The organism is Nocardioides sp. NPDC057767 (assembly GCF_042798275.1).
In the GTDB taxonomy this organism is placed as follows: Bacteria; Actinomycetota; Actinomycetes; order Propionibacteriales; family Nocardioidaceae; genus Nocardioides.
Genome location: NZ_JBHVKJ010000002.1, coordinates 100,803 through 121,430, shown reverse-complemented (window position 1 = coordinate 121,430; position 20,628 = coordinate 100,803). Strand labels below are relative to the sequence as shown.

The window sequence follows — 20,628 nt, the reverse complement described above, 5'->3', positions numbered from 1 at the left end:
CGTCCCCGTGCCTGCACCTTGGTGATCATGGAAACCCATCTCGCAACGGCTCTCGCGTGCACGATGACCGGCAAGGCTGTACCGACCCGCCTGGCCGGCACGAGTCCCTACCAGTTGACCTCGTGACACTGCGCCGTCGGCGCCTGCTCGACCTGCAACGTCGCGTGCTCGATCCGGTGCTCCGTGGCGAGCAGCGCTTGGGCCCGAGTCAGCACGTCATCGGGCGACACGCCTGCGCTGGTGACCAAATGGGCAGTGGCCACATTCATGCCGGAGGTGAGGGTCCAGATGTGCAGATCGTGGACCTCGCTCACGCCGTCGATGGCCTCCAGACCGGTGACGACCTCGTCCAGACTGACGCCGTCGGGCACGTGCTGGCCGAGAACGGCGAGGACCTCGCGGCCGAGCACGACAGCACGTACGGCCACGAAGATGCCGATCGCCAGAGCCACGGCGGTGTCCCACAGGCCGTTTCCGGTTGCCGCGACCAGGATCGCGGCCAGGATGACCCCAACGCTGCCGGCAGCATCGGCAACGACTTCGTAGTAGGCGCCCTTGACGTTGAGCGACTCGGTCGAACCGGAGCGGAGCAGGAGCATCGAGACGACGTTCACCGCCAGGCCGATGACACCAACGACCAGCATCGTGCCCGATGCCGGCTCCGGCGACTCCCCGATCCGGGCGACCGACTCGGCGACGACGTAGGCGGACACGCCGAGCATGATCAAGACGGTGAGGCCGGAGGCGAACACCTCAGCGCGGTAGGAGCCGTACGTCCTGCGGCCGGTCGTGTCTGGCCTGGTGGCGATCCTGGTGGCGACGAGCGCAGCCCCCAGAGCGACCACATCCGCGGCCATGTGGCCGGCATCGGAGACGAGGGCGAGAGACCCGGAGAGCAATCCCGCGACCAGCTCGACCAGGAAGAATGCGGCGACCAGGCCAAACGCCGCCGTCAACCTCACGCGGTAGCGGGAACCGGCATGCCCGGCGGCGGGCGCATGTCCGTGTCCGTGTCCGTGGCCGCCCATCAGAGCCTCCCCTCGTCGTTGCAGCATCCGTCAGCGCAGCCGCCGGAGGCGGTGTCGAGGTCGGCCGGCAGATCAGGTCCGCACGCGCATCCCTCTCCACGCCACGCCTCGAGTCCTTCCCGCACCGCGACGGCGGCGATGACGAGACCCGCGATCGGGTCGGCCCACGCCCATCCGAGCGCAGCATTGAGAAGCAGGCCCGCAAGGAGGACCGCCGACAGGTAGGTGCACAGCAAGGTCTGCGTGGAGTCCGCGACAACGGCGTTCGACCCGAGCGCTCGCCCCGTGCGCCGCTGCGCCCAGGACAGGAACGGCATGATCACAAGCGAGGCCACAGCCAGAGCGATCCCGACCGGCGAGCTTTCCGGTGCATCACCACTCAGCAGCGCGCGGACGGACTCGAACGTCACGTAGCCGGCGAGTGCGAAGAAGGACAACGCCATCAGGCGCAACGCCTGCCGCTCGCGAGACTCCGGAAGCGGATGCCGGAACTGCCACAAGATGATCAGGCCACTGCTGACCTCCACGATCGAGTCCAGGCCGAATCCGACCAGCGCGACAGACCCGGCGATCAGCCCGGCACTGATCGCGATGACTGCCTCGATCACGTTGTAGCTCACGGACGCGGCGGCCAACAGTTGAGCACGGCGGCCCAGCCGCTTGCGCCTTGCTTGGTCTCCAGTGAAGACCGGGGCGGGAAGATCGGTGGTCACTGTGCCGCCTCCTCACCGTTGACCGGACACAACACGACGGCGTCTCCAGTGGCAGCCAGAAGCTCTTCTGCGGCCGCGAACACCTTGAGCACCGCGTCGCGATGCGTCAGCGAGTACACCGACGACCGTCCGACCGACCGGGACTCGACCAGCCCGCAGTCGCGAAGGCAGGCCAGGTGCTTCGAGACCGTGGACTGGGCCAATCCGAGGTGTTGGGTCAGATCCGCCACGCGGTGCTCCCCCAGGAGCAGGTGCCGCAGGATCGCTACGCGCGAGGGATCACTCATCCCGCGGAACAAGCAGGCTGCGGCAACGCCAGCGGAACGCTCGTCGATCGGCGGAGCGCCAACCCCTTCGACATTAATGATCGCCATTCGGCGATGTTATCGCCAGTCGCGCACGCCATGTCAAGTCTCGCCAGCCGGCGATTCTCGGATGCCGGCGCAGCTCTCAGGAACTTCCCAGTCGCCACTACTACTTTGCATCGTACGCGCCTGGGTCGCGCCGACCGTGGCGGCCGAACCCAGCGAGAGCATTAGACGAACGAGCGCACCAGTCGAAGGAGACTCCGATGCCCCATCCCACGCGTCCGCGACACCTCGCAACGCTCGTTGCGGCCGCCATGGTCGGGGCGGTCGCCCTCCTCGGCTCGGTTGCTCCCGCCGAGGCGCACACCGCGGTGGTCGCGTCGAACCCGGCGGCCGGCGCGCAACTGTCGGCCATGCCGACCCAGGTGCGGCTCACCTTCAACGAGGCCATCAGCGCGGAGTACGCAACGCTGACCCTCTCCGCCCCGGAGACGCCCGCCACCTCGCTGTCCTCCCCCACAGCCGAAGGAACCCAGCTGGTCGCGGCCGTGCCTGCGACAGCCACGTCGGGCGCCGGTGGCGACGCGGTCCCGTGGACACTCAGCTTTCGCGTCGTCTCAACCGATGGTCATCCGGTCACCGGAACCGTCAAGTTCACCGTCGCGGCTCGCCCAGCGACGAACCCGGGAGACGCCTCGCCCAGTGCCTCGCCGACTGCGTCAGCTTCGATGACGGACGAACCGCGGCCATCGAGCGGTAATCGGTCCTCGGGCACCGACGCCGCCAAGGAGGCACCAGGAACCACCGCCGGCCGTATCGTGTTCCTCGCCGTCCTGCTCGTGCCCTTGATCGCGATGCCGGTCGTCCTGCTGCGTCGTCGCAAGGACGGTCAGGAGTGACCAGGAGAGCTCTCCTCATCGGTCTGCTGACCACTCCTGTCCTGGTGACCGTCGCCCTGTTGTCGCTCACCGGCGCGGTCGCGTCTCCGACATCAGGCCTCCCCGACCCCGGCGCCCTCACTCGGTGGGGTCTGCCCGTCGCTCGCGTCGTGCGCGATGTCGCCGCAACGGTGACGATCGGCAGCCTGGTGTTGGCGGCGGTGCTGCTGCCAGGAGCGGGCCGGCGCCTCCTTGGGGCTGCACAGCGCAGGAGCCAGGTCGTAGCCGCTGCCGCCGGCTCCACCTGGGTCGTTGCGGGAGCCATCGAGATCATCTTCGTACAGGCTGATGTCTCAGGGGTCTCACCGTGGTCCGGAGGGTGGGCGCCGGTGTGGTTCTTCATCACCCAGATCGACTACGGCAAGGCACTTGCGGCCAGCCTCGTCCTCGCTGCGGCCGCGACGACCACCGCGGCCCTGGTGCGCAGCGTGACCGGCATCGGATTCAGCACGTTGCTGGCCCTGGCTGCCCTGTGGCCACTCGCCCTGACCGGGCACGCCGCAGGAGACTCCGACCACGATCTCGGAGTGAACCTGCAGTTTCTGCACCTGGTCCCGGTCACGATCTGGGTCGGCACCCTGGCCGCTCTCCTGGTTGCCGGCGCCGCTGCCCGCACGACGTCCGTGATCTCGGGATTCTCTCGCCTCGCCGGCTGGTGTGCAGCGCTGGTAGGCCTGTCGGGAGTGCTCGCTGCCGGCATCCGGGTGCCTGCCGTCGCCGACCTCCTCAGCACGTATGGAGCCTTGCTCGCCATCAAGGCAGCGGTGCTAGGTGCATGCCTGGGGATCGGCTGGTGGCATCGACGGCGCCTGCTGGCCTCGACCCCGGCATCCTTCACCGGGGGCCGTTTCGCACGCCTCGCCGTTGGAGAGCTTGCCCTGATGGGCGTCGCGATCGGTACCGGGGTCGCTTTGGGCCGCTCCGCGCCTCCATCGGGCTCCGGCACAGAACCCGCGGCGACTCCGGCCGAGGCGATCCTCGGGCAGCCCATGCCGCCCGAGCTGACGGCCCAACGATGGATCACCGAATGGCGCCTGGACACGTTCTGGGGCCCTGTCGCCGTGCTCGCGGCCGTGCTCTATCTGCTCGGTGTGCGCCGACTCCATCAGCGCGGCGTCGTCTGGTCACGAGGCCGCACGGTGCTATGGCTCCTCGGTTGCCTGGTTCTGCTGTGGGCGACCAGTGGGCCCCCAGGAACCTACGGCGAGGTGTTGTTCAGCATGCACATGGTTCAACACATGACCATCGCCACGCTGGTTCCGATCCTCTTGGTGCTCGGCAGCCCGGTGACCCTGGCGCTGCGTGTACTTCGACGACGTACGGACGGCTCCCGCGGCGCCCGGGAGTGGCTCCTCGTCATCGTGCACTCGTGGCCCGTCGGCCTGCTCGGGCATCCACTGGTGGCGGCCGGCCTCTTCATCATCAGTCTGCCCACCTTCTACTACTCCGGGCTCTTCGAGCTTGCCCTGAGTACACACACCGGACATCTGCTGATGACCGCGCACTTCCTGCTCAGCGGCTACCTGCTCGCCAACGTCGTGTGCGGCGAGGATCCGGGGCCCCGCCGACCGCCCTATCCGCTGCGGGTCCTGCTGGTGATGGCGACCTTCGCGTTCCACGCCTTCTTCTCGATCTCGTTGATGTCCAGCCGCAAGATCTTGGCTCAAGAGTGGTACGGCGGGCTGGGGCGCACCTGGGGCGACACCCTCGCGCAGGACCAATATCTGGGCGCGTCCCTGGGCTGGGCCATGGGTGACCTCCCACTCGCACTTCTGGCAGCAGCGCTCGTTGCCGCCTGGGTCCGCGCCGACGGCCGTGAGGCCCGTCGTCTCGACAGGCGAGCTGAACGGGACGGAGATGCAGCGCGGGCCGCGTACAACGCTCGACTGCAAGCGCTGGCGGACCGGTCCCCCGACGGATCCGACACAGGATCAGGGCAGCGCGACGTCTGAACGTCCCGGCACGTCACAAGCATGCTCATACGGTGCGCAGTGCTCCCGCAGGGTCGACTCGATCGCCGGGAGCAGCCCGATCAGCACCGGACCGAGCAGCAGCGCGGCCGCGAGCCCGGTCAGCGCCACCCGCGCGCCGGCGCCCAGCCGCTCGGGCCGACCAAGCAGCCTCCGAACGCGGGTCACTGCGTCTGCACCGTGGGCGGCAAGCGTCGCGGTGGGCGCCGGGCCCGAGGCCATCCTGACCAGCGCCTCAGCCAGACTCTGACGACCGCTAGCTCGTGCGGCCGCGTCATCGGCATGCATCTCGACCAGCAACTCCACCTCTCGGGCGCCGTGCGCGAACGCGGGAACGAACCCGAAGGCACGGTTCAGCCCCGATGCCCACAACACCGCCCAGTGGTGCCTCGCCCGAAGATGCGCCCGTTCATGGGTCAGCACCGCGATCCTCTGCTCAGGACGCAAGAGTCGCTCGGCACCCGTGGTGAGGACGACCACCGGTCGGCGGCCAGGTACGCAGTAAGCCGCTGGACGATCGTCCTCGAGGAGCAGCACGCCATCAGATCTCGGGGCCGCAAGCAGGGCGAGCCGCCCGCGCGTGACCCGACGCGCAACGCCCGCTGCGCGGGCCTCCAACATCGTGCAACCCACCGCTCGAGCCAGGACGACACACCCGATCACCGCGCCCGTCACGCGCCCGATCCAGCCGAACGGCGCAGCATAGTGCCCCTCGAGCAGGCCCAGACAGGTCCCGAGCCAGCCAGATGCCGCCGAGAATACGGGCGGCGGCAACGCAACCAGCGCGGCCGCCAGGAGCACCGAGGCCAGGATGGTCACCGACACCGACTGCCACACGACCAACCCGATGACCGGCGCTCGCCTCACCCACCCGGCGCGCGAGAGCATCGTGGCGCCCAGGGTTCCGGCGGTGGCGGCAACCACGATCAGCACGACGACGGCGATCACGACCGTCCCTCCCCGGTCGATCGGTCCACAGGATCGACGGCGACGGCGTCTAGTGCCTCGCGCAGCTCCTGGGCCTCCTCGGCGCTGAGCTGACCGACGAAGTGAAGCAATGTCGACCGCGGCGTACCACTCGTGCTGAGCAGTTCCTCCATGGCCGTGGCAGTGTGCTCCGCACGCGACGCCACCGGACGATAGCGATAGGCCTTGCCGTCAAGCTCTCGCTCGAGGACGCCCTTGCGGAAGAGCTTGTCCATCACCGTCATCACCGTCGTGTACGCCCGCTGCCGATCGGTAGGCAGAAGCGCATGAACCTCGCGAACCGTCAGCGGCCGATCCGCCGACCACAACCGGTCCATCACCTTGGCTTCTAGATGCCCGAACTGACGCATACCGGTGATTCTCCCTCACTCTTACGCCGCAACACTCATCGGTTCTGCGCCCCGATCCTGGACAGCACATGCTGGCGCACGGCCTGTCGCTCGTGGATGCTGAGCTCGTGCTTACCGACCACGTCGGCCAGCTCAACCACGCTGTCTGCCACAAGTGTCACCTGGCAGTCGGGACAGGTCAGCTCCACGGGTGTCAACGGCACACCTCCTACTACTCATGATAGGAGACGCTCCGTCGCCGTGCGCTGCGGGTGCCGCATGTTTGGAGAACTCTCAGCACCCACCTTTACCCTCCTACTACTTGTTGTAGGAGACGGGGTGATGGCCCCGCTGACGAAAGGGATCTGCTGTGAAGAAGGCACTGGCGGTAGCTGGCGCGGGAGCGGTCGTGATGCTGCTCGCAGGATGCGGCGGTGGCGGCACAGCCCCGGCCACGACACCCACGCCTGCACAGTCCTCGTCCCCGTCCACGGGTGATCAGGCCGCCTCGCCAGCGCGTTCCTCCTCCAGCCCGGTGCAGCAGGAACCCGAAGGGCCAGTCGTCGAGGTGTCCATCTCCGGAAAGTCTGTGACTCCTAAGGGCACCCGGATTCAGGCCAAGGTCGGCGAACCGGTGACCTTTGTCGTCACCTCCGATCGGGCCGGCGGCCTCCACGTCCACTCCAGTCCGGAGCAGACCCCCGAGTTCTCCGAGGGCACGACCACGATCCAGGTCACCATCGACAAGCCGGGCGTGGTCGAAGTGGAGGAGCACGAGTCCGATGCGTTGATCGTGCAAATCGAAGCGCGCTGACACCGATGTACACCCTCTTTCCCGCTCACGGCATCGGGGGCGCACAGGACCTTCCTATCCCGGCCAGCTATGCCATCACCGGGTCCGGGATCGCGCTGGCGGCTTCGTTCGTGATCCTCATTCTTGCTTGGCGCCGCCCGCGCCTTGACGCAAGCAAGGGCCGTCGGCTGCCGACGTGGCTCGCGATCGCCCTCGATTCCCGTTGGGCCGAGGGAGCAGCACGCACTCTCGGCATGATCGCCTTCGGCTACTTCGTCTGGGCGCTCGTCGCCGGACCGGACCTTGCTTCCAACCCGGTCTTCGGGATCGTCTACGTGTTCGTCTGGGTCGGACTTGTGCCGGTATCACTCCTGTTCGGACCCGCCTGGAAGGCGATCAGCCCGCTGCGCACGGTCTATGCAGGCATCACGGCCCTGGGCGGCCCGGCCCTTCGTGGCGGACTGATCCCGCTCCCTCGTTTCGCCGGTTACTGGCCTGCCACGATCGGGCTGTTCGCCTTCGCCTGGCTCGAGTTGGCCGCACCCAACTCCACCTACATCACGCCCATTCGCGGATGGTTCACGGTCTACGTGGTCACCCTCGTCCTCGGCGCCGTCATCTTCGGGGAGCGTTGGTTCGAGCGCGCGGATCCGTTCGAGGCCTACTCGACCCTCATCGGCCAACTGTCACCGTTGGGGCGAGACGCCGACGGCAACCGCATCTGGCAATGGCCGCTCAACCACCTGGACGGCCTCGACGCCAGCCCGAGCCGCGTCGCCGTCGTGGCGGTGCTGCTCGGGTCGACCGCGTATGACAGCTTCAGCCGCTCTCCGACGTGGGCACGCATCACCCAGACCACGGTCATTGACGCCACCGTCCTCGGCACCTTGGTACTGCTGGCCTTCTGCGTCTTCGTGGGCGTCACCTTCACCGCCGGGACCATTGCCACCGCCGTCGGTCCAGGTCTAAGGCGAGCTCAGCTGCCAGCGCTCTTTGCCCACTCCGTCGCGCCTATCATCGTCGGCTACGTCGTCGCGCACTACATGACGCTCCTGCTCGAGTACGGCCAACAGGTTCTGATCCAGCTGAGCGACCCGATGCTCAACGGCTCGAACCTGCTCGGCACAGCCGATTGGACCCCGGTCTACTTCCTCTCCAGCCAACCTACGACGATCGCCGTCATCAAGGTCCTCGCCGTGGTGACCGGCCATGTCCTCGGTGTCATCGCCGCCCACGATCGCGCCGTCAAGCTTCTTCCGAGAACCCACCAGGTCACCGGACAGCTCGGCCTGCTGGTCGTGATGATCACCTACACAGTCGGCGGCTTGTACCTGTTGTTCAGTGGCTGAGCCGACAGGTCCTGGGGTCGCGCGGCACCGGGATGTGATCAGACCCGGGGGTGGCGCGCTCGGCGTCGAGTAGGAGAGGTCGAGCTCGGTCATGCCGGTCAGGGTCATTTGGTGGAAGAGCGCAATGCGGATCGCGATCGGGGTCGCGCCCGGTACCTCCTCCTCCCCGCCAGGGCGGCATGCGAGCCACGGACTACCCCGCAGAACGCACAGACCTCTTTCATTCCCGCTCCCCCTCGGCCACTCGCGGTCCTCCCCTGCCCCTGGGGTACGTGACCATGACGATCCACAAGCTGACCGCAGGCTCGGGGTACGAGTACCTGACCCGCCAGGTAGCGGCGGGTGACTCCACCGAGCTCGGCGCCACAGCGCTGGCGGACTACTACGAGGCCAAGGGCGAGGCGCCCGGTCGGTGGGCGGGATCTGGGCTCGACGCCTTCGCTGGCCCGGACGGGATCAACGCGGGCGATGTGGTGACAGCCGAACAGATGGGCCACCTGTTCGGCGTCGGCGAGCATCCCGTCACCGGGAGACCGTTGGGTCGGCGGACGCGGTCGGACGGGGTGGCAGGGTTCGATCTGACCTTCAGCCCGGTGAAGTCGGTCTCGACGCTTTGGGCGGTCGCGCCACCCGAGATCGCGCGTGCGATCGAGCAGGCCCACGATGCCGCGGTCAACGACGCGATGGCGTATGTCGAGCGCGAGGTGCTGTTCACCCGCGAAGGGACCGACGGGGCGCGGCAGGTCAAGACCCGCGGCTTGATCGCGGCCGCGTTCCGCCACCGGGACTCCCGTGCCGGCGACCCGGACCTTCATACCCATGTCGCCGTCGCGAACAAGGTGCAGGCGAAACTTTCGGGCAAGTGGCTGACCGTCTATGGCCGGCTGTTATTTCAGCACACGGTGGCGATCTCGGAGACCTATAACACCGCACTCGAGTACCGGCTCGGCGAGGCGCTCGGTGTCACGTTCGCCGAACGGGCGAACCCTCGGGAGCGGCGCGCTGTCCGCGAGATCGTGGGTGTCTCAGCCGGGCTGTGTCGAGTGTGGTCGCGGCGGGCCCGGGACATCGACCGCCGTGAGGACGACCTCGTGAGCGCGTTCATCGCGGAGCACGGTCGGCCGCCGACAGAGTCGGAACGGCTCGGGCTGGTACAGCAGGCCAATCTAGAGACGCGCGCCCCTAAGCATGAGCCGCGCGCCGAGGCCGACCAGCGACGAATCTGGCGCCGCCAGGCATCGGAGTTCCTCGGGAGCGAGTCGACCCTCGCCGCGATGATCCACGAAGCATTGGATGTGTCGCCGCCGGTGCGCCGATCGACCTCTACCGACGTCGTCGACACACACGTGATCCACGCAATGGCAGTCGCCGTCATCACCGAGCTCGAGACCCGTCGGGCGACCTGGCAAAGCTGGCATCTGCGGGCAGAGGCGGAGCGTCAGGTGCGGGCCATGGCACCTGGTCAGATCAGGGCAGGTGACCTTCCCGCGATGGCCGATGCGGTCGTCGCGGCGGCCGTCGGGATGTCGGTGTCGCTCACGCCGGACGACGATCCCATCGACCAAAGGACCGATCTTCGCCAACCCAGTGGCCTTCGTCGCTCGGGCGGAACCAGCGTGTATCGACATACCGGCGCCGATCACTACACCAGTCAGCGGATCCTTCAAGCCGAACAGCGACTGGTCGACGCGGCCGGTCTGGGCAGCGACTTCGCGTTCTCTGCGGAAGAAGTGGACATCGTCCTGGCCGCCAGCGCGGTCGCCGGGGTACGGCTCAATGACGGACAACACGCGCTCGTGCATGCGCTGGCCGGTGGTGGTCACCGGGTCCGCCTCGCATTGGCGCCGGCGGGGTCGGGGAAGACGACCGCGGTCGAGGTGCTGGCTGCGGTCTGGACGATGAATGGTTATGACGCGATCGGGCTGGCACCGTCGGCCGCCGCGGCGAAGGTACTTCAGGAGGCGACCGGCCTGCCCTGCGAGACCCTCGCGAAGATCGACGACGAGGTCGCCACCCAGCCCACCAACACTGGGGGTGACCGTCGCAGTGGGCTGAGCACCCGGATCGGACCAGAGACCCTGGTGGTGATCGACGAGGCGGGAATGGCCGACACGTTGACGCTCGACCGGGTAGTCGCGTTCTGCATCTCGCGCGGTGCCACGATCCGGCTCCTGGGCGATGACCAGCAGCTCTCCGCCGTCGGCGCCGGTGGCGTGCTGCGCGACATCACCCATCGGCACGGAGCCGACCGGCTCGAGGAAGTCGTACGCTTCATCGACCCCGGCGAGGCCGCAGCCTCCTTAGACCTTCGCGACGGTGATCAGACCGCGATCGGGTTCTACCTCGACCACGACCGCATCCACACCGCCGACGAAGACACCACGATCGCCGAGGTCCTCGCCGCCTGGCAACACGACCGAGACGACGGGCTGGACACACTCATGCTGGCCCCCACCCGAAACATGGCCGCCACCCTCAACCACCAGGCACGCACCCGGCGTCTCGCCGGCATCGCGCCGCGGACCGAGGTCGAACTGGCCGACGGCAACCAGGCATCAGTCGGGGACACGATCATCACCCGTCACAACCAGCGCCGCCTGGCCGTCTCCGGCACCGACTGGGTCAAGAACGGTGACCGGTGGACCATCACCCGCATCCGCGGCGCCGCATTGACCGTACGCCACGCCACAACCGGCTTGAAGGCGTCGCTGCCTGCCGAATACGTGCACGACCACGTCGAGCTCGGCTACGCCTCAACCGTTCACACCGCACAAGGCCTCACCGCCGACGTCGTCCACGGGATCGTCGACGGCCGCGAGGATCGGCAGATGCTGTACACGATGCTGACCCGCGGCCGCCGCGAGAACCACGTCCATCTGGTGCTCGAACCGATCGACCCCGTCGAGGCCGATCGGCGGCAGTGCATGCTGCCTGGACTGCAGGAACAACTGACCGCGATCCAGATCCTCGACGACGTGGTCGGTCGTGACGGTGCTGCGGTCTCGGCCACCACCACGCTCCGCCGCGGCCGCAGCTGGTCCACCCAGCTCCACGACGCCTCCCTACGCTACGCCGACGCGGTCGCCACCGGAGCAATGCGAGTGCTTGGCAGCGGTTGGGAAGACGCCCTCGACGCGGCCGGCGAAGGCCCACTCCCCTGGCTACCCGCGATACCTGCCGACCTGGCGCGGGATGAGTCCTGGGGTCCATATCTCACCGCTCGTTCCCAACATGTCGAGGTGACAAGACAGGGCTTCCTCGACCACCTGGTCGGCGCCGACATACCGACAGCGATCGAAAGCCAGAAGCGTCCGGCCTGGATGACGCGGTACGCCGATGTCCTCGGAGACCTCCACGACACCGTCGCGCTGTGGCGAGCCGCCCGCGGCGTACCCGAAGACGATCCGCGCCCGACCGGGCCAGCCGTCACCGAACCGCGCGCCGGCCGCTTCCAACGCCATCTCCTGCGGCAGCTCACTGGTCGCTACAGCGACTCGGTCCAGCGCTGGCACGAGCTGATCCTCCGCCGGACAGGAATCCAGGCCCAGGACGACCACACCCGAGGCGAAGCCATCGAGCTCGCTCGACTGCTCGACACGCTCCATCGCCGCGGCCACGACTCCCGCGGACTGCTAGACCGTGCCCTGAGCAGCGGCGCATTGCCCGAGGGGCATGCCATCGCCGCCCTGACCTACCGCGTCCGCAGGCTCACCCCGCGCGACCCGCTTCAGTCACGATCCGAGTCCGCCGGGCATGCTGGCCCATCGGCGATCGGTATGTGACCCCGGGGGTCACGCTGCGCCGACCTCGTCGCCGCCCTGGTGGTCGGCACGCCAGCGGTCCAGGCTGATGTCGTCGGTGCACGCGGCGGCGTAGGTCTTCAGGCGGTCCAGTGCATGGGCGGCGCGTCGCCGCAGCGTACGCGCGGCCTCCGGGTGGTCGTGGGCGACCAGTTCGACGGCCGCAGGGGTAGTCAGGCCCAATCGACCGCGATGCAGCGGTGCGCCGACGGTCTCGGCTGACGCCGCGAGCTCGCAGAGCAGGCGCACTTCATCCTCTGCTATCGCGTGGTCGCGGACTGCCTCGTCGAAGAACTCGCCCAGCTCCACCTCCGGCGCGACCTCCGCCTCCGGCGACTCACGATCGCCGGCACCGCTCGCGAGCGTGGTGAGGTCGTCGGCGAGCAGCACGCGCGCCCAGTGACGGTCGGCACGACTGCCGACCCCGAGTGAGGCCGCGACCTCGCGTCGGGTCGCGTTCAACAGCGCCCGGGCCAGCCACGGCGTTCGTAGCCGATGCGCCTGGGCGGCCTGCAGCCACAGCTCCGAGGCGACCAGCGCATCGATGTCGGGCGACAGATCGCTCAACGCCTCCGCAACCCGGCACCCTCCGGGGATCAGAAGCCACACCAGGGCAGCGACTGCTGACCGGTCGGTCGCGGTCAGCGTCGCCAGGGTCCGCAGCACCGCCGCCTTGTTCGCGACGTCAGCCTGGCGGGTCCATTCCCTGAGGTCAGCCAGGTCATCGACCACGGCCAGGCACGGGTCGACAGCGCACCATCGCTCCCACCCTTCTCGCGCTTCAGCGAGCAGCGGTGACGCTGGATCGTCGAGTCCGAACTGGTCTGCAACACTCATCGAGGCCCCCATTCCTGGCTGTCACCAGGTAGGTGCGCAAGACAAATGCAGATCTTGAGCGTGCCAGATCTGAAGAGTTATATTTTGGTATGGCCGTCGGCCACGAGGGCTCACTGTTGGAGGCCGCTCGCGCTGCTCGCGGGTTGACCCAAGAGGCGCTCGCGCGCCGATGCGGGACATCACAGCCATCGCTGTCGGCTTACGAACGTGGAGCGAAGTCGCCCACCCTCGCCGTCCTCGAGCGCATCTTGCGATGCCTTGACTTCGAGCTCGCCCTCAACGAGCGGATCACCTTCCACCAGATCACGGTTGCCGGGCCTGGACGGTCCACGGCGCTGGTGCCGAACCGGCTGTGGCGGTTGTCGCCTGAGCAATGCTTCGCGCCGCTGTGGGTGTGGCACGGTCGTGACCACAGGGTGTTCGCGCTGAGTGATCGCGACAAACGCGCCGCCGGTTATGCCTGGCTGCTGCGCTATGGCGACGAGACCCAGCTCTTCGAGCACGTCGACGCTGCGCTGCTGGTCGACCTGTGGCCCGATCTGGTCGACGGCCTGCCCCCGGAGATCCGCGACGCGTGGTGGCCACTGGTCGGATGGACCCGGGATCAGTCCGTCGAGGAACTGATCCTCGCCGACGCTCGAGCCTGGGGGCAGGACTACAGACGCCGGACCGCTACCCGCGCAAAGAGGCTGCGGGTGTTCCGACGGCTGGCCGACTACGGGCTCGATCCCGATCAGATCCGAGCACTGATGCGGCACTGGTGAGGTCATCACCGCGAGCCCGACGAGGTCGATGACGAGTATCGCGAACCTTGCGACCGGGAACCCCGACAGCCTCACCTGGACCACCGACACACCGAATGAGGCAACGATCACCCACGGGCTCACCTATCGTGACAGCGTGGACCTTCCTGTGATGCCGCCGATCCTGCCGATGCTGGCCAAGCCGGCGTCGCTTGAGAAGGTGCTCTCCATGGCACCCAACGTCCAACTAGAACCAAAATGGGACGGGTTCCGGTGCATCGTGTTCAAGGACGGCGACGAGGTGGAGCTGGCCTCGCGCAACACCAAGCCGCTGACGCGCTACTTCCCCGAGGTCGTGGAGGCGCTCCGCACCGCGCTGCCGGAGAAGATCGTGCTCGATGGGGAGATCTTCGTGGCGATCGGGGACCGGCTGGAGTTCGAGGTGCTGCAGCAGCGGATCCACCCGGCCGCATCCCGGATCACACTGCTGGCGGAGGAGACCCCCGCTGCGTACGCGGCCTTCGATCTGCTCGCGGTCGGCGAGGAGAGCTTCCTGGAGAAGCCGCTGACCGAGCGGCGGGCGGCCCTCGAGGAGGTCTTCTCGACGGTGACCTCGGACAACGTCCATCTGTGCACGACGACGACCGACCCCGAGATGGCCCAGGAATGGTTCACCCGGTTCGAGGGCGCCGGGCTGGACGGGGTGATGGCCAAGCCGCTGGACGCCCCCTACGCCCCCGACAAGCGGACGATGCTGAAGATCAAGCACTCGCGTACGGCTGACGTGGTCGTGGCCGGCTACCGCGAGCACAAGACCTCGACCCCGGAGAATCCGCTGCTCGGAAGCCTGCTGCTGGGTCTGTACGCGCCGGGGGAGGACGGGCGGCCGGAGCTGCAGCACATCGGCGTCTCCGCGTCCTTCACGGCGAAGCGACGCGCCGAGCTGTGGCAGGAGATGCAGGAGCTCGTCGTCCCCATCGAGAAGCATCCCTGGGGCCGCTGGCAGGAGTTCTTGACCGCCAACCCCGACCGCGTCCCCGGCACCCAGAGCCGCTGGTCGCAGGGGAAGGACCTGTCCTTCACCCCGCTGCGCCCGGAGCGGGTGGTCGAGGTGGGCTACGACCACATGGAGGGGCGCCGGTTCCGACACACCGCGCAGTTCAAGCGCTGGCGCCCCGACCGCGACCCGGAGTCGTGCGGCTACGAGCAACTCGAGGAACCCGTGGCGTACGAGCTGTCCGAAGTGCTCGGAGGTGCGTCTAAATCCGGCTAGTGTCGGGGACATGAGCTACGACGTCGTACTCCTGGTCGAGCAGGCAATCACCCTCGACGACGCAACCCGGGTCCACTCCCTCCACGAGGGAGTCGAGGACCCGGTCTACCACGTGCTGCTGCCCCTGGAGGACGCCGCTGCACGGATCGAGTCGGCGATGGGCACGCTCAGCGCTGCCGAATACCTGGGCTCGGCCATGATCATGAACGAGATCGACCTCGACGCGGTGCGCGAAGAGGCCAAGGAGGAGGCCGAGAAGGCCCTCGCCCAGACCCTGAAGGTCCTCGAGACCTCGGGTGCCTCCGCCCACGGCGAGCTCGTCCAGGACCCGGTCAAGGCGCTGCGGGCCAAGGTCGCCGAGGTCGACGGCCGCGAGGCGATCATCATGACCCGGCCTCATGTCGTGGCCGAGTTCTTCCACGTCGACTGGACCCACCAGGCACGGCGGCACCTTCACGTCCCGGTGCTGCACCTGATCGAGCACGAGAACTTCGACGAACAGGCCGGCGAGGGCGAGGGAATCAGCGGAATGTGAGGCGTTTTCGTCTCCATTACCTCGAAACCCGCAAATGTGACAGGGGGCACATCAAAGGTTACCGCTCTGTTACCGGGTTCGCGTGGCAGTTGTGGCCCGCATTCCCTTAGGATCTTGGGGTTCGCTGTTCCGGGGGGATCCAGCGACAGAGAAGTGCCTGCTCGTGCGATCGGGGGATCCGCGCTGAGCGGGCACTTCTGCTATTTGTCGCCGATCCGGTTGCCATCCTCGTCCCAGTGGGACGCGACCTTCTTGCTCGGCTGCACACGTGGCGGCTCCCCCGGCATCTTCGGGTAGTCGGGCGGGAAGTTGAGCTCGCCCCCGGGCAGCTTCTCCCAGAGCTCGAGCAGCGGCGTGAGGTCGTACGCCTCGTCGTCGATCTGCGCCCAGCGGTCACCGTCGGTGAGGAAGTCGGGGACGGTGAAGAGGTTGAGCTCGCGCGGGTCGTCGAGCTCGGCGAGCTCCTCCCAGGTGAGCGGGGTGGAGACCGGGGCGCCGGGCCTGGGACGCAGCGAGTAGGCGCTCGCGATCGTGCGGTCCCGGTTGTTCTGGTTGAAGTCGACGAAGATGCGCTCCCCGCGCTCCTCCTTCCACCACGCGGTCGTCACGCCCCCGTCGCGGCGCTCCAGCTCGCGACCGAAGCCGATCGCGGCGTGGCGCAGCTCCTCGAACGTCCACTCGGGCCGGATGCGTACGTAGATGTGGACGCCGCGGTTGCCGCTGGTCTTGGCGAAGCCACGCAGACCGAGCTCCGCGAGGGTCTCCCGGGCGACGCCGGCGACCCGCACCACGTCGGCGAAGTCGGTGCCGGGCTGGGGGTCGAGGTCGATGCGCAGCTCGTCGGGGTGGTCCACGTCCGCACGGCGGACCGGCCAGGGGTGGAAGGTGAGCGTGCCCATCTGGGCGCACCAGACCGGGATGGCGGGCTCGGTGGGGCAGATCTCCTTGGCGGTACGTCCCGACGGAAAGGTCACCTGGACCTCTTCGAGGTAGTCGGGCGCGCCCTTGGGGGTGCGCTTCTGATAGAAGCCGTCGCCCTCCTTGTCGGTGGGTCCGGTGGCCAGCTTCATGCCCTCGCGCCAGCCGTCGGGCCAGCGCTCCAGGGCGGTCGGGCGCTCGCGCAGCGCCCGCATCAGCGGGTCACCCACGGACGCGAAGAACTCCGCGACCATCAGCTTGGTGACCTCCGGAGTGCGGTCCGTCGCCTCGTAGATCACCCGGTCCGGGCTGGAGATCCGCACTTCGCGCTCGCCTGCCTGCACGTGTGCCGCCGGTGTCTTCGCCATGGCGCCAACCTAGCCCGCTCCACGCCCCTCCCCCACCGAAATCGCCCGGCCGACTTCACAACTCACTGGCCAGCACGGCCCGGGACCGGCATGATCCGCTCCAACGTACGGCGACCGTCATGATCTCGGAGGACCCCCACATGTCGACTCGAACCACGGCGCTGGCCGCCGCCACGGCGGCCCTGGCCGCCGCCATCACCCTCGGCCTCGCCGGCGCTCCCTCGACAGCGAGCGCCGACCCGGGCTGCGGATCCGTCGCCTCGCCCGATATCCGGGTGGAGCACACCCGAATCACCGACCCGGCGGTCACCGACATCCTGGCCCGCTCCGGGTTCGACGACGTCGCCGGCGCCGTGCGGACGGCCGTCTGCGAGGCCCGCGACAGCAAGGCCGCCACCGCTGCGGCGCGGCTCGCCGGCGAGGCGCTGTGGCAGCGCGCGGTCGACCGCGTCCAGGGCCGAGGCGACGCCGGAGGTGACCTGCCACGCAGCGACGACCGTCCGCTCTACTGGGCGCGCCTCGCCGGCGAGCTCGAGATCGCCCGCGTGTCCCCGGGCTTCCCGACCTGGTCCGAGGACGCTCGGGGGAAGGTGCTGGCGGCCTTCGACGAGAGCTCGCGCGGGATCGAGTCGACCGCTTTCGCGCGCGGCGAGACCGGCCGGTCGCGGCAGGTGCTGGCCTCCGGCTTCGACCCGTTCACCCTTGATCGCAACATCCGCCAGTCGAACCCGTCCGGGGCGACTGCGCTGGCGATGGACGGGCGTGTCGTACAGACCGAGAAAGGTCCCGTCGAGATCCAGACCGTGGTGTTCCCGGTGCTGTGGGAGCCGTTCACGCAGGGCCTCGTCGAGCGCGCGTTCCTGCCGCACCTGGTTCCCGGCAAGCGCGACGTGGACACCGCCATCACCATCAGCCAGGGCCGCGTGGGCCGTTTCGACCTGGAGGTCTGGAACGGCGCCCATCGCGGCACCTTCCCCGACAACGACCGGATCAGTGTCAACGAGACGATCCCGATCCCCGAGGACCTGCCGCACGCCACCCCGCAGCCGCAGTGGACCCGGACCACGCTGCCGGTCGAGGCGATGAAGGTGGCCGCGCCCAGCACGTTCCCGGTGAACATCAACCGGGTCGTCACCGAGATCCCGGCCGGGTCGACCGAGCCGGTCACCCGCGAGGACCCGACGCCCGGCTCCACGGCGGTCGCCGGTGGCGGCGGTGACTACCTGTCCAACGAGTCGGCCTACCGCACCACTGCCCTCCGCGACGCGCTCGAGGCGGACACCAAGCAGGGACACATCCACGTGCCGGTGCTCTCCGGAGACGCCAACGGTGAGCCGCTCGCCGAGATGCGGGCCGACATCGTCTCCCAGACCCTCGCCCTGGTGGTGACGGCGGCGACGAGCTGATCCGGAAGATCGCCCCAAGAAATCGGCCGGGTCCCGCACCGTTTCCATGCCCCCGGGCGTACTGAGAGCATGAAACCAGCAAAGGTCAGGCCTATCTCGGGTGCGGCCCTTGTGATTGTCAGCATCTTCGCCCTCGGCGCCCTCGGCGCGTGCGGTGGGTCGGACGGTTCCGGAGAGTCCGCCGACGCCGGCTCGGCTCCGGTCGAGTCGTTGGCCGATTCATCGGCCGGGAAGGCGGCCGGTCCGGAGATGGCCGCGCAGGATGCGGATGCGGCGGCACCGAGCCAGGCCGTCGTCGAGCCATCGATCATCTCCACCGGCTCGGTCGCGCTGAGCGCGAAGGACGTCGGAAAGACGCGTACGCAGGTGCAGCACGTCTCCGACAAGTACGCCGGCCAGGTCACCGAGCAGGAGACCAGCGACAGCGACGACGACGGTCCGCGCTATGCGCGCATGGTCCTGCGGATCCCGTCGAAGTCGTTCGACGACGCCATGGCCGACCTCGAGGACACCGCCACCCTGGTCGACTCCAGCACCACGGCCACCGATGTCACCACCCAGGTCGTGGACACCGAGGTGCGGGTGAAGAACGCCCGCACCAGCATCGAGCGGATCCGTACGCTCCTCGCCCGCGCCGAGAGGATCGGCGACGTCATCTCGATCGAGTCCGAGCTCGCCCGGCGCGAGGCCGACCTCAACTCGCTGCTCGCCCAGCAGGCGGCTCTCGAGGACCAGACCTCGTTGTCGACCATCACGGTGTCCATCGACCGGGCTGGTCCCGGCGGCTCCTCCGACGACGACCCCGGGTTCCTGGCCGGGCTGAGCGCCGGCTGGGACGCGCTGGGCGCCTCGGCCCGCGTCCTCGCGGTCGCCCTCGGGGCGATCATCCCGTGGACGCCGGTCCTCCTGCTCCTGGCCGCACCCGTGTGGCTCCTCTCCCGGCGCCGCCGGCAGGTGGTCGCGACCGCCCCGGCCACCGACCTGACGGAGGAATAACCGGTCGAGATCGGGGTGTCGACGGCGTACGTTCTGAGCATGAGCGCGCTCGAGCACCCCGGCCTCGTCTTCCGCAGCCTCGACCCGTTCGACGGGGAGGAGGCCCAGCTGAAGGGGTGGTACGAAGCCACTCGGCGTGGCTTCCACCAGTCGCGCGGCAACGACGACGGCATCCAGGTCTGGCGCGATCACACCCGCGCCGACTCGGTGACGCTGCTGGGGGCGTGGACGGAGAGCTCGGAGTTCTCCTCGGCCACGATGCCGGTCGCGACGTTCTCCTCCTGGACCTCGCCGGTCAACGTGGGCGGCGGCGCCAGCCTGCCGACGCTGCTGATCAGCGATGTGACCGTCTCCCCCACCCACCGGCGCCAAGGGCTGCTGCGCAAGCTGATGACCGTCTCGCTCGCCGACGCCGTCGCCGCCGGCGTGCCGCTGGCGGCGCTGACCGTCTCGGAGGGCTCGATCTACGGCCGCTTCGGGTTCGGCACAGCCACGCACCTGCGCCAGATCGAGGTCGACGTGACCGCCAAGTTCCGCTACCGGCCCGAGGTGCCGGGCGACGACGGTTCGGTGACGCTGATCGAGCCGGTCGACGCCTGGAAGACGGTCGCCGAGATCTACGCCACCTTCCAGGAACGCACCCGCGGTTCGGTCACCCGGCCGCAGTTCTACGAGCCCTGGCTCTCCAGCGGCTACGACTTCGACAGCGACTCCAAGGGCGAGTCCAAGCAGCGCACCGCGCTGCACCTGGACGCTTCCGGCACTCCCGACGGCTACGTCGTCTACAAGACCGCCGACGAGCGCAACGACTCCGGCCTGCGGATGGCCAAGGTCGTCGACATGGTCGCGCTGACGCCCGCGGCCTACCTGCGGCTGTGGCGGTTCCTCGCCGACATCGACCTCGTGGAGCGGGTGGCGTGGCGCAAGGCACCCATGCAGGACCCGCTCTACTGGGCGCTCGCCGAGCCGTTCGCGGTCAAGAGCGCCGAGCTCGACGACATGCTGTGGCTGCGCGTGCTCGACGTGCCGACCGCGCTGCAGGCGCGACCGTGGTACGCCGCCGGCGAGATCGTCCTCGGCGTCGAGGACCCGCTCGGGCACGCCGACGGATCCTGGCGGGTCGTCGTGAGGGATGGTGTCGCCGAGGTCTCCCGGACCGAGGACACGCCGACGGTGGCGCTGGCCGCGGACACCCTCGGCGCCCTGTATCTCGGTGGCGTCGACGTACGCACCCTGGTGGCGGCCGGCCGGATCACGGGCTCGCGCGAGGCGATCGAGACCTGGGCGGCGATGGCCGACGGCGGTCCGCTGCCCTACTGCATCACCGGCTTCTGACG

Annotated in this window: 18 protein-coding genes; 11 read left to right on the top strand and 7 right to left on the bottom strand. The window is 68.7% G+C overall.

Annotated features, from left to right (window positions below):
• Positions 1–107: 107 nt before the first annotated feature.
• The 3 genes from ACFVDI_RS01920 to ACFVDI_RS01910 form a co-directional block, all read right to left on the bottom strand.
• The gene (locus ACFVDI_RS01920; RefSeq protein ID WP_378899904.1) at positions 108–962 is read right to left on the bottom strand and encodes a cation diffusion facilitator family transporter; all 855 of its coding nucleotides are present in this window, start codon (positions 960–962) and stop codon (positions 108–110) included.
• 65 nt (positions 963–1,027) lie between these two features.
• Positions 1,028–1,741: a cation diffusion facilitator family transporter gene (locus ACFVDI_RS01915; RefSeq protein ID WP_141779342.1), complete on the bottom strand. Its 714-nt coding sequence runs from the start codon at positions 1,739–1,741 to the stop codon at positions 1,028–1,030.
• Complete coding sequence (locus tag ACFVDI_RS01910; protein ID WP_141779341.1) at positions 1,738–2,115, bottom strand: metalloregulator ArsR/SmtB family transcription factor; 378 nt, start codon at positions 2,113–2,115, stop codon at positions 1,738–1,740. Before ACFVDI_RS01910 ends, ACFVDI_RS01915 begins: the two co-directional genes overlap by 4 nt.
• 197 nt (positions 2,116–2,312) lie before the next feature.
• On the opposite strand from ACFVDI_RS01910, the gene ACFVDI_RS01905 reads away from it, so the two are divergent.
• Positions 2,313–2,948: a copper resistance CopC family protein gene (locus tag ACFVDI_RS01905; RefSeq protein WP_141779340.1), complete on the top strand. Its 636-nt coding sequence runs from the start codon at positions 2,313–2,315 to the stop codon at positions 2,946–2,948.
• Entirely contained in the window at positions 2,945–4,939 is a 1,995-nt protein-coding gene (locus tag ACFVDI_RS01900) for a bifunctional copper resistance protein CopD/cytochrome c oxidase assembly protein (protein ID WP_211352326.1), read from the top strand. The genes ACFVDI_RS01905 and ACFVDI_RS01900 overlap by 4 nt, the downstream gene beginning before the upstream one ends.
• Here the strand turns inward: ACFVDI_RS01900 and ACFVDI_RS01895 are convergent.
• The gene (locus tag ACFVDI_RS01895) at positions 4,919–5,905 is read right to left on the bottom strand and encodes a M56 family metallopeptidase (protein ID WP_141779339.1); all 987 of its coding nucleotides are present in this window, start codon (positions 5,903–5,905) and stop codon (positions 4,919–4,921) included. The two genes, ACFVDI_RS01900 and ACFVDI_RS01895, sit on opposite strands and share 21 nt — an antisense overlap.
• Positions 5,902–6,294 carry a BlaI/MecI/CopY family transcriptional regulator gene (locus ACFVDI_RS01890; protein ID WP_141779338.1) on the bottom strand — a complete coding sequence of 131 codons (393 nt, stop codon included), beginning with the start codon at positions 6,292–6,294 and terminating at the stop codon, positions 5,902–5,904. Before ACFVDI_RS01890 ends, ACFVDI_RS01895 begins: the two co-directional genes overlap by 4 nt.
• Positions 6,295–6,643: 349 nt before the next feature.
• Between ACFVDI_RS01890 and ACFVDI_RS01885 the strand changes: the two genes are divergently transcribed.
• The 3 genes from ACFVDI_RS01885 to mobF all read left to right on the top strand — a co-directional run bounded on the left by ACFVDI_RS01885 (position 6,644) and on the right by mobF (position 12,197).
• A complete protein-coding gene (locus ACFVDI_RS01885; RefSeq protein ID WP_141779337.1) occupies positions 6,644–7,087 on the top strand; it encodes a hypothetical protein in 444 nt (147 codons plus the stop codon).
• Between the two features lie 5 nt (positions 7,088–7,092).
• On the top strand, positions 7,093–8,415 hold the full coding sequence (locus ACFVDI_RS01880) for a hypothetical protein (protein ID WP_141779336.1): 1,323 nt from the start codon (positions 7,093–7,095) through the stop codon (positions 8,413–8,415).
• Positions 8,416–8,693: 278 nt separating this feature from the next.
• Positions 8,694–12,197 carry a MobF family relaxase gene (mobF, locus tag ACFVDI_RS01875; protein WP_328528989.1) on the top strand — a complete coding sequence of 1,168 codons (3,504 nt, stop codon included), beginning with the start codon at positions 8,694–8,696 and terminating at the stop codon, positions 12,195–12,197.
• Between the two features lie 9 nt (positions 12,198–12,206).
• On the opposite strand, the gene ACFVDI_RS01870 is transcribed toward mobF, so the two are convergent.
• Positions 12,207–13,052, bottom strand: coding sequence for a hypothetical protein (locus tag ACFVDI_RS01870; protein WP_328528988.1), 846 nt, complete (start codon positions 13,050–13,052; stop codon positions 12,207–12,209).
• Positions 13,053–13,141: 89 nt separating this feature from the next.
• Between ACFVDI_RS01870 and ACFVDI_RS01865 the strand changes: the two genes are divergently transcribed.
• The 3 genes from ACFVDI_RS01865 (at position 13,142) to ACFVDI_RS01855 (ending at position 15,603) form a co-directional block, all read left to right on the top strand.
• Positions 13,142–13,816 carry a helix-turn-helix domain-containing protein gene (locus ACFVDI_RS01865; RefSeq protein ID WP_141779333.1) on the top strand — a complete coding sequence of 225 codons (675 nt, stop codon included), beginning with the start codon at positions 13,142–13,144 and terminating at the stop codon, positions 13,814–13,816.
• A gap of 136 nt (positions 13,817–13,952) precedes the next feature.
• A complete protein-coding gene (locus ACFVDI_RS01860; RefSeq protein ID WP_378899691.1) occupies positions 13,953–15,068 on the top strand; it encodes an ATP-dependent DNA ligase in 1,116 nt (371 codons plus the stop codon).
• A gap of 10 nt (positions 15,069–15,078) precedes the next feature.
• Positions 15,079–15,603, top strand: a complete 525-nt coding sequence (locus ACFVDI_RS01855; RefSeq protein ID WP_328528986.1) for a hypothetical protein — start codon at positions 15,079–15,081, stop codon at positions 15,601–15,603.
• Between the two features lie 200 nt (positions 15,604–15,803).
• Here the strand turns inward: ACFVDI_RS01855 and ACFVDI_RS01850 are convergent, their stop codons facing one another.
• Positions 15,804–16,889, bottom strand: a complete 1,086-nt coding sequence (locus tag ACFVDI_RS01850) for a DNA polymerase domain-containing protein (RefSeq protein WP_378899688.1) — start codon at positions 16,887–16,889, stop codon at positions 15,804–15,806.
• A 140-nt stretch (positions 16,890–17,029) separates the two neighbouring features.
• Between ACFVDI_RS01850 and ACFVDI_RS01845 the strand changes: the two genes are divergently transcribed.
• The 3 genes from ACFVDI_RS01845 to ACFVDI_RS01835 all read left to right on the top strand — a co-directional run bounded on the left by ACFVDI_RS01845 (position 17,030) and on the right by ACFVDI_RS01835 (position 20,626).
• The gene (locus ACFVDI_RS01845) at positions 17,030–18,295 is read left to right on the top strand and encodes a hypothetical protein (protein WP_378899685.1); all 1,266 of its coding nucleotides are present in this window, start codon (positions 17,030–17,032) and stop codon (positions 18,293–18,295) included.
• A 111-nt stretch (positions 18,296–18,406) separates the two neighbouring features.
• Positions 18,407–19,291 (top strand): DUF4349 domain-containing protein, encoded by an 885-nt coding sequence (locus tag ACFVDI_RS01840; RefSeq protein ID WP_378899682.1) that lies wholly within the window; start codon positions 18,407–18,409, stop codon positions 19,289–19,291.
• 39 nt (positions 19,292–19,330) lie between these two features.
• Complete coding sequence (locus ACFVDI_RS01835) at positions 19,331–20,626, top strand: GNAT family N-acetyltransferase (RefSeq protein ID WP_378899678.1); 1,296 nt, start codon at positions 19,331–19,333, stop codon at positions 20,624–20,626.
• Positions 20,627–20,628 lie beyond the last annotated feature (2 nt).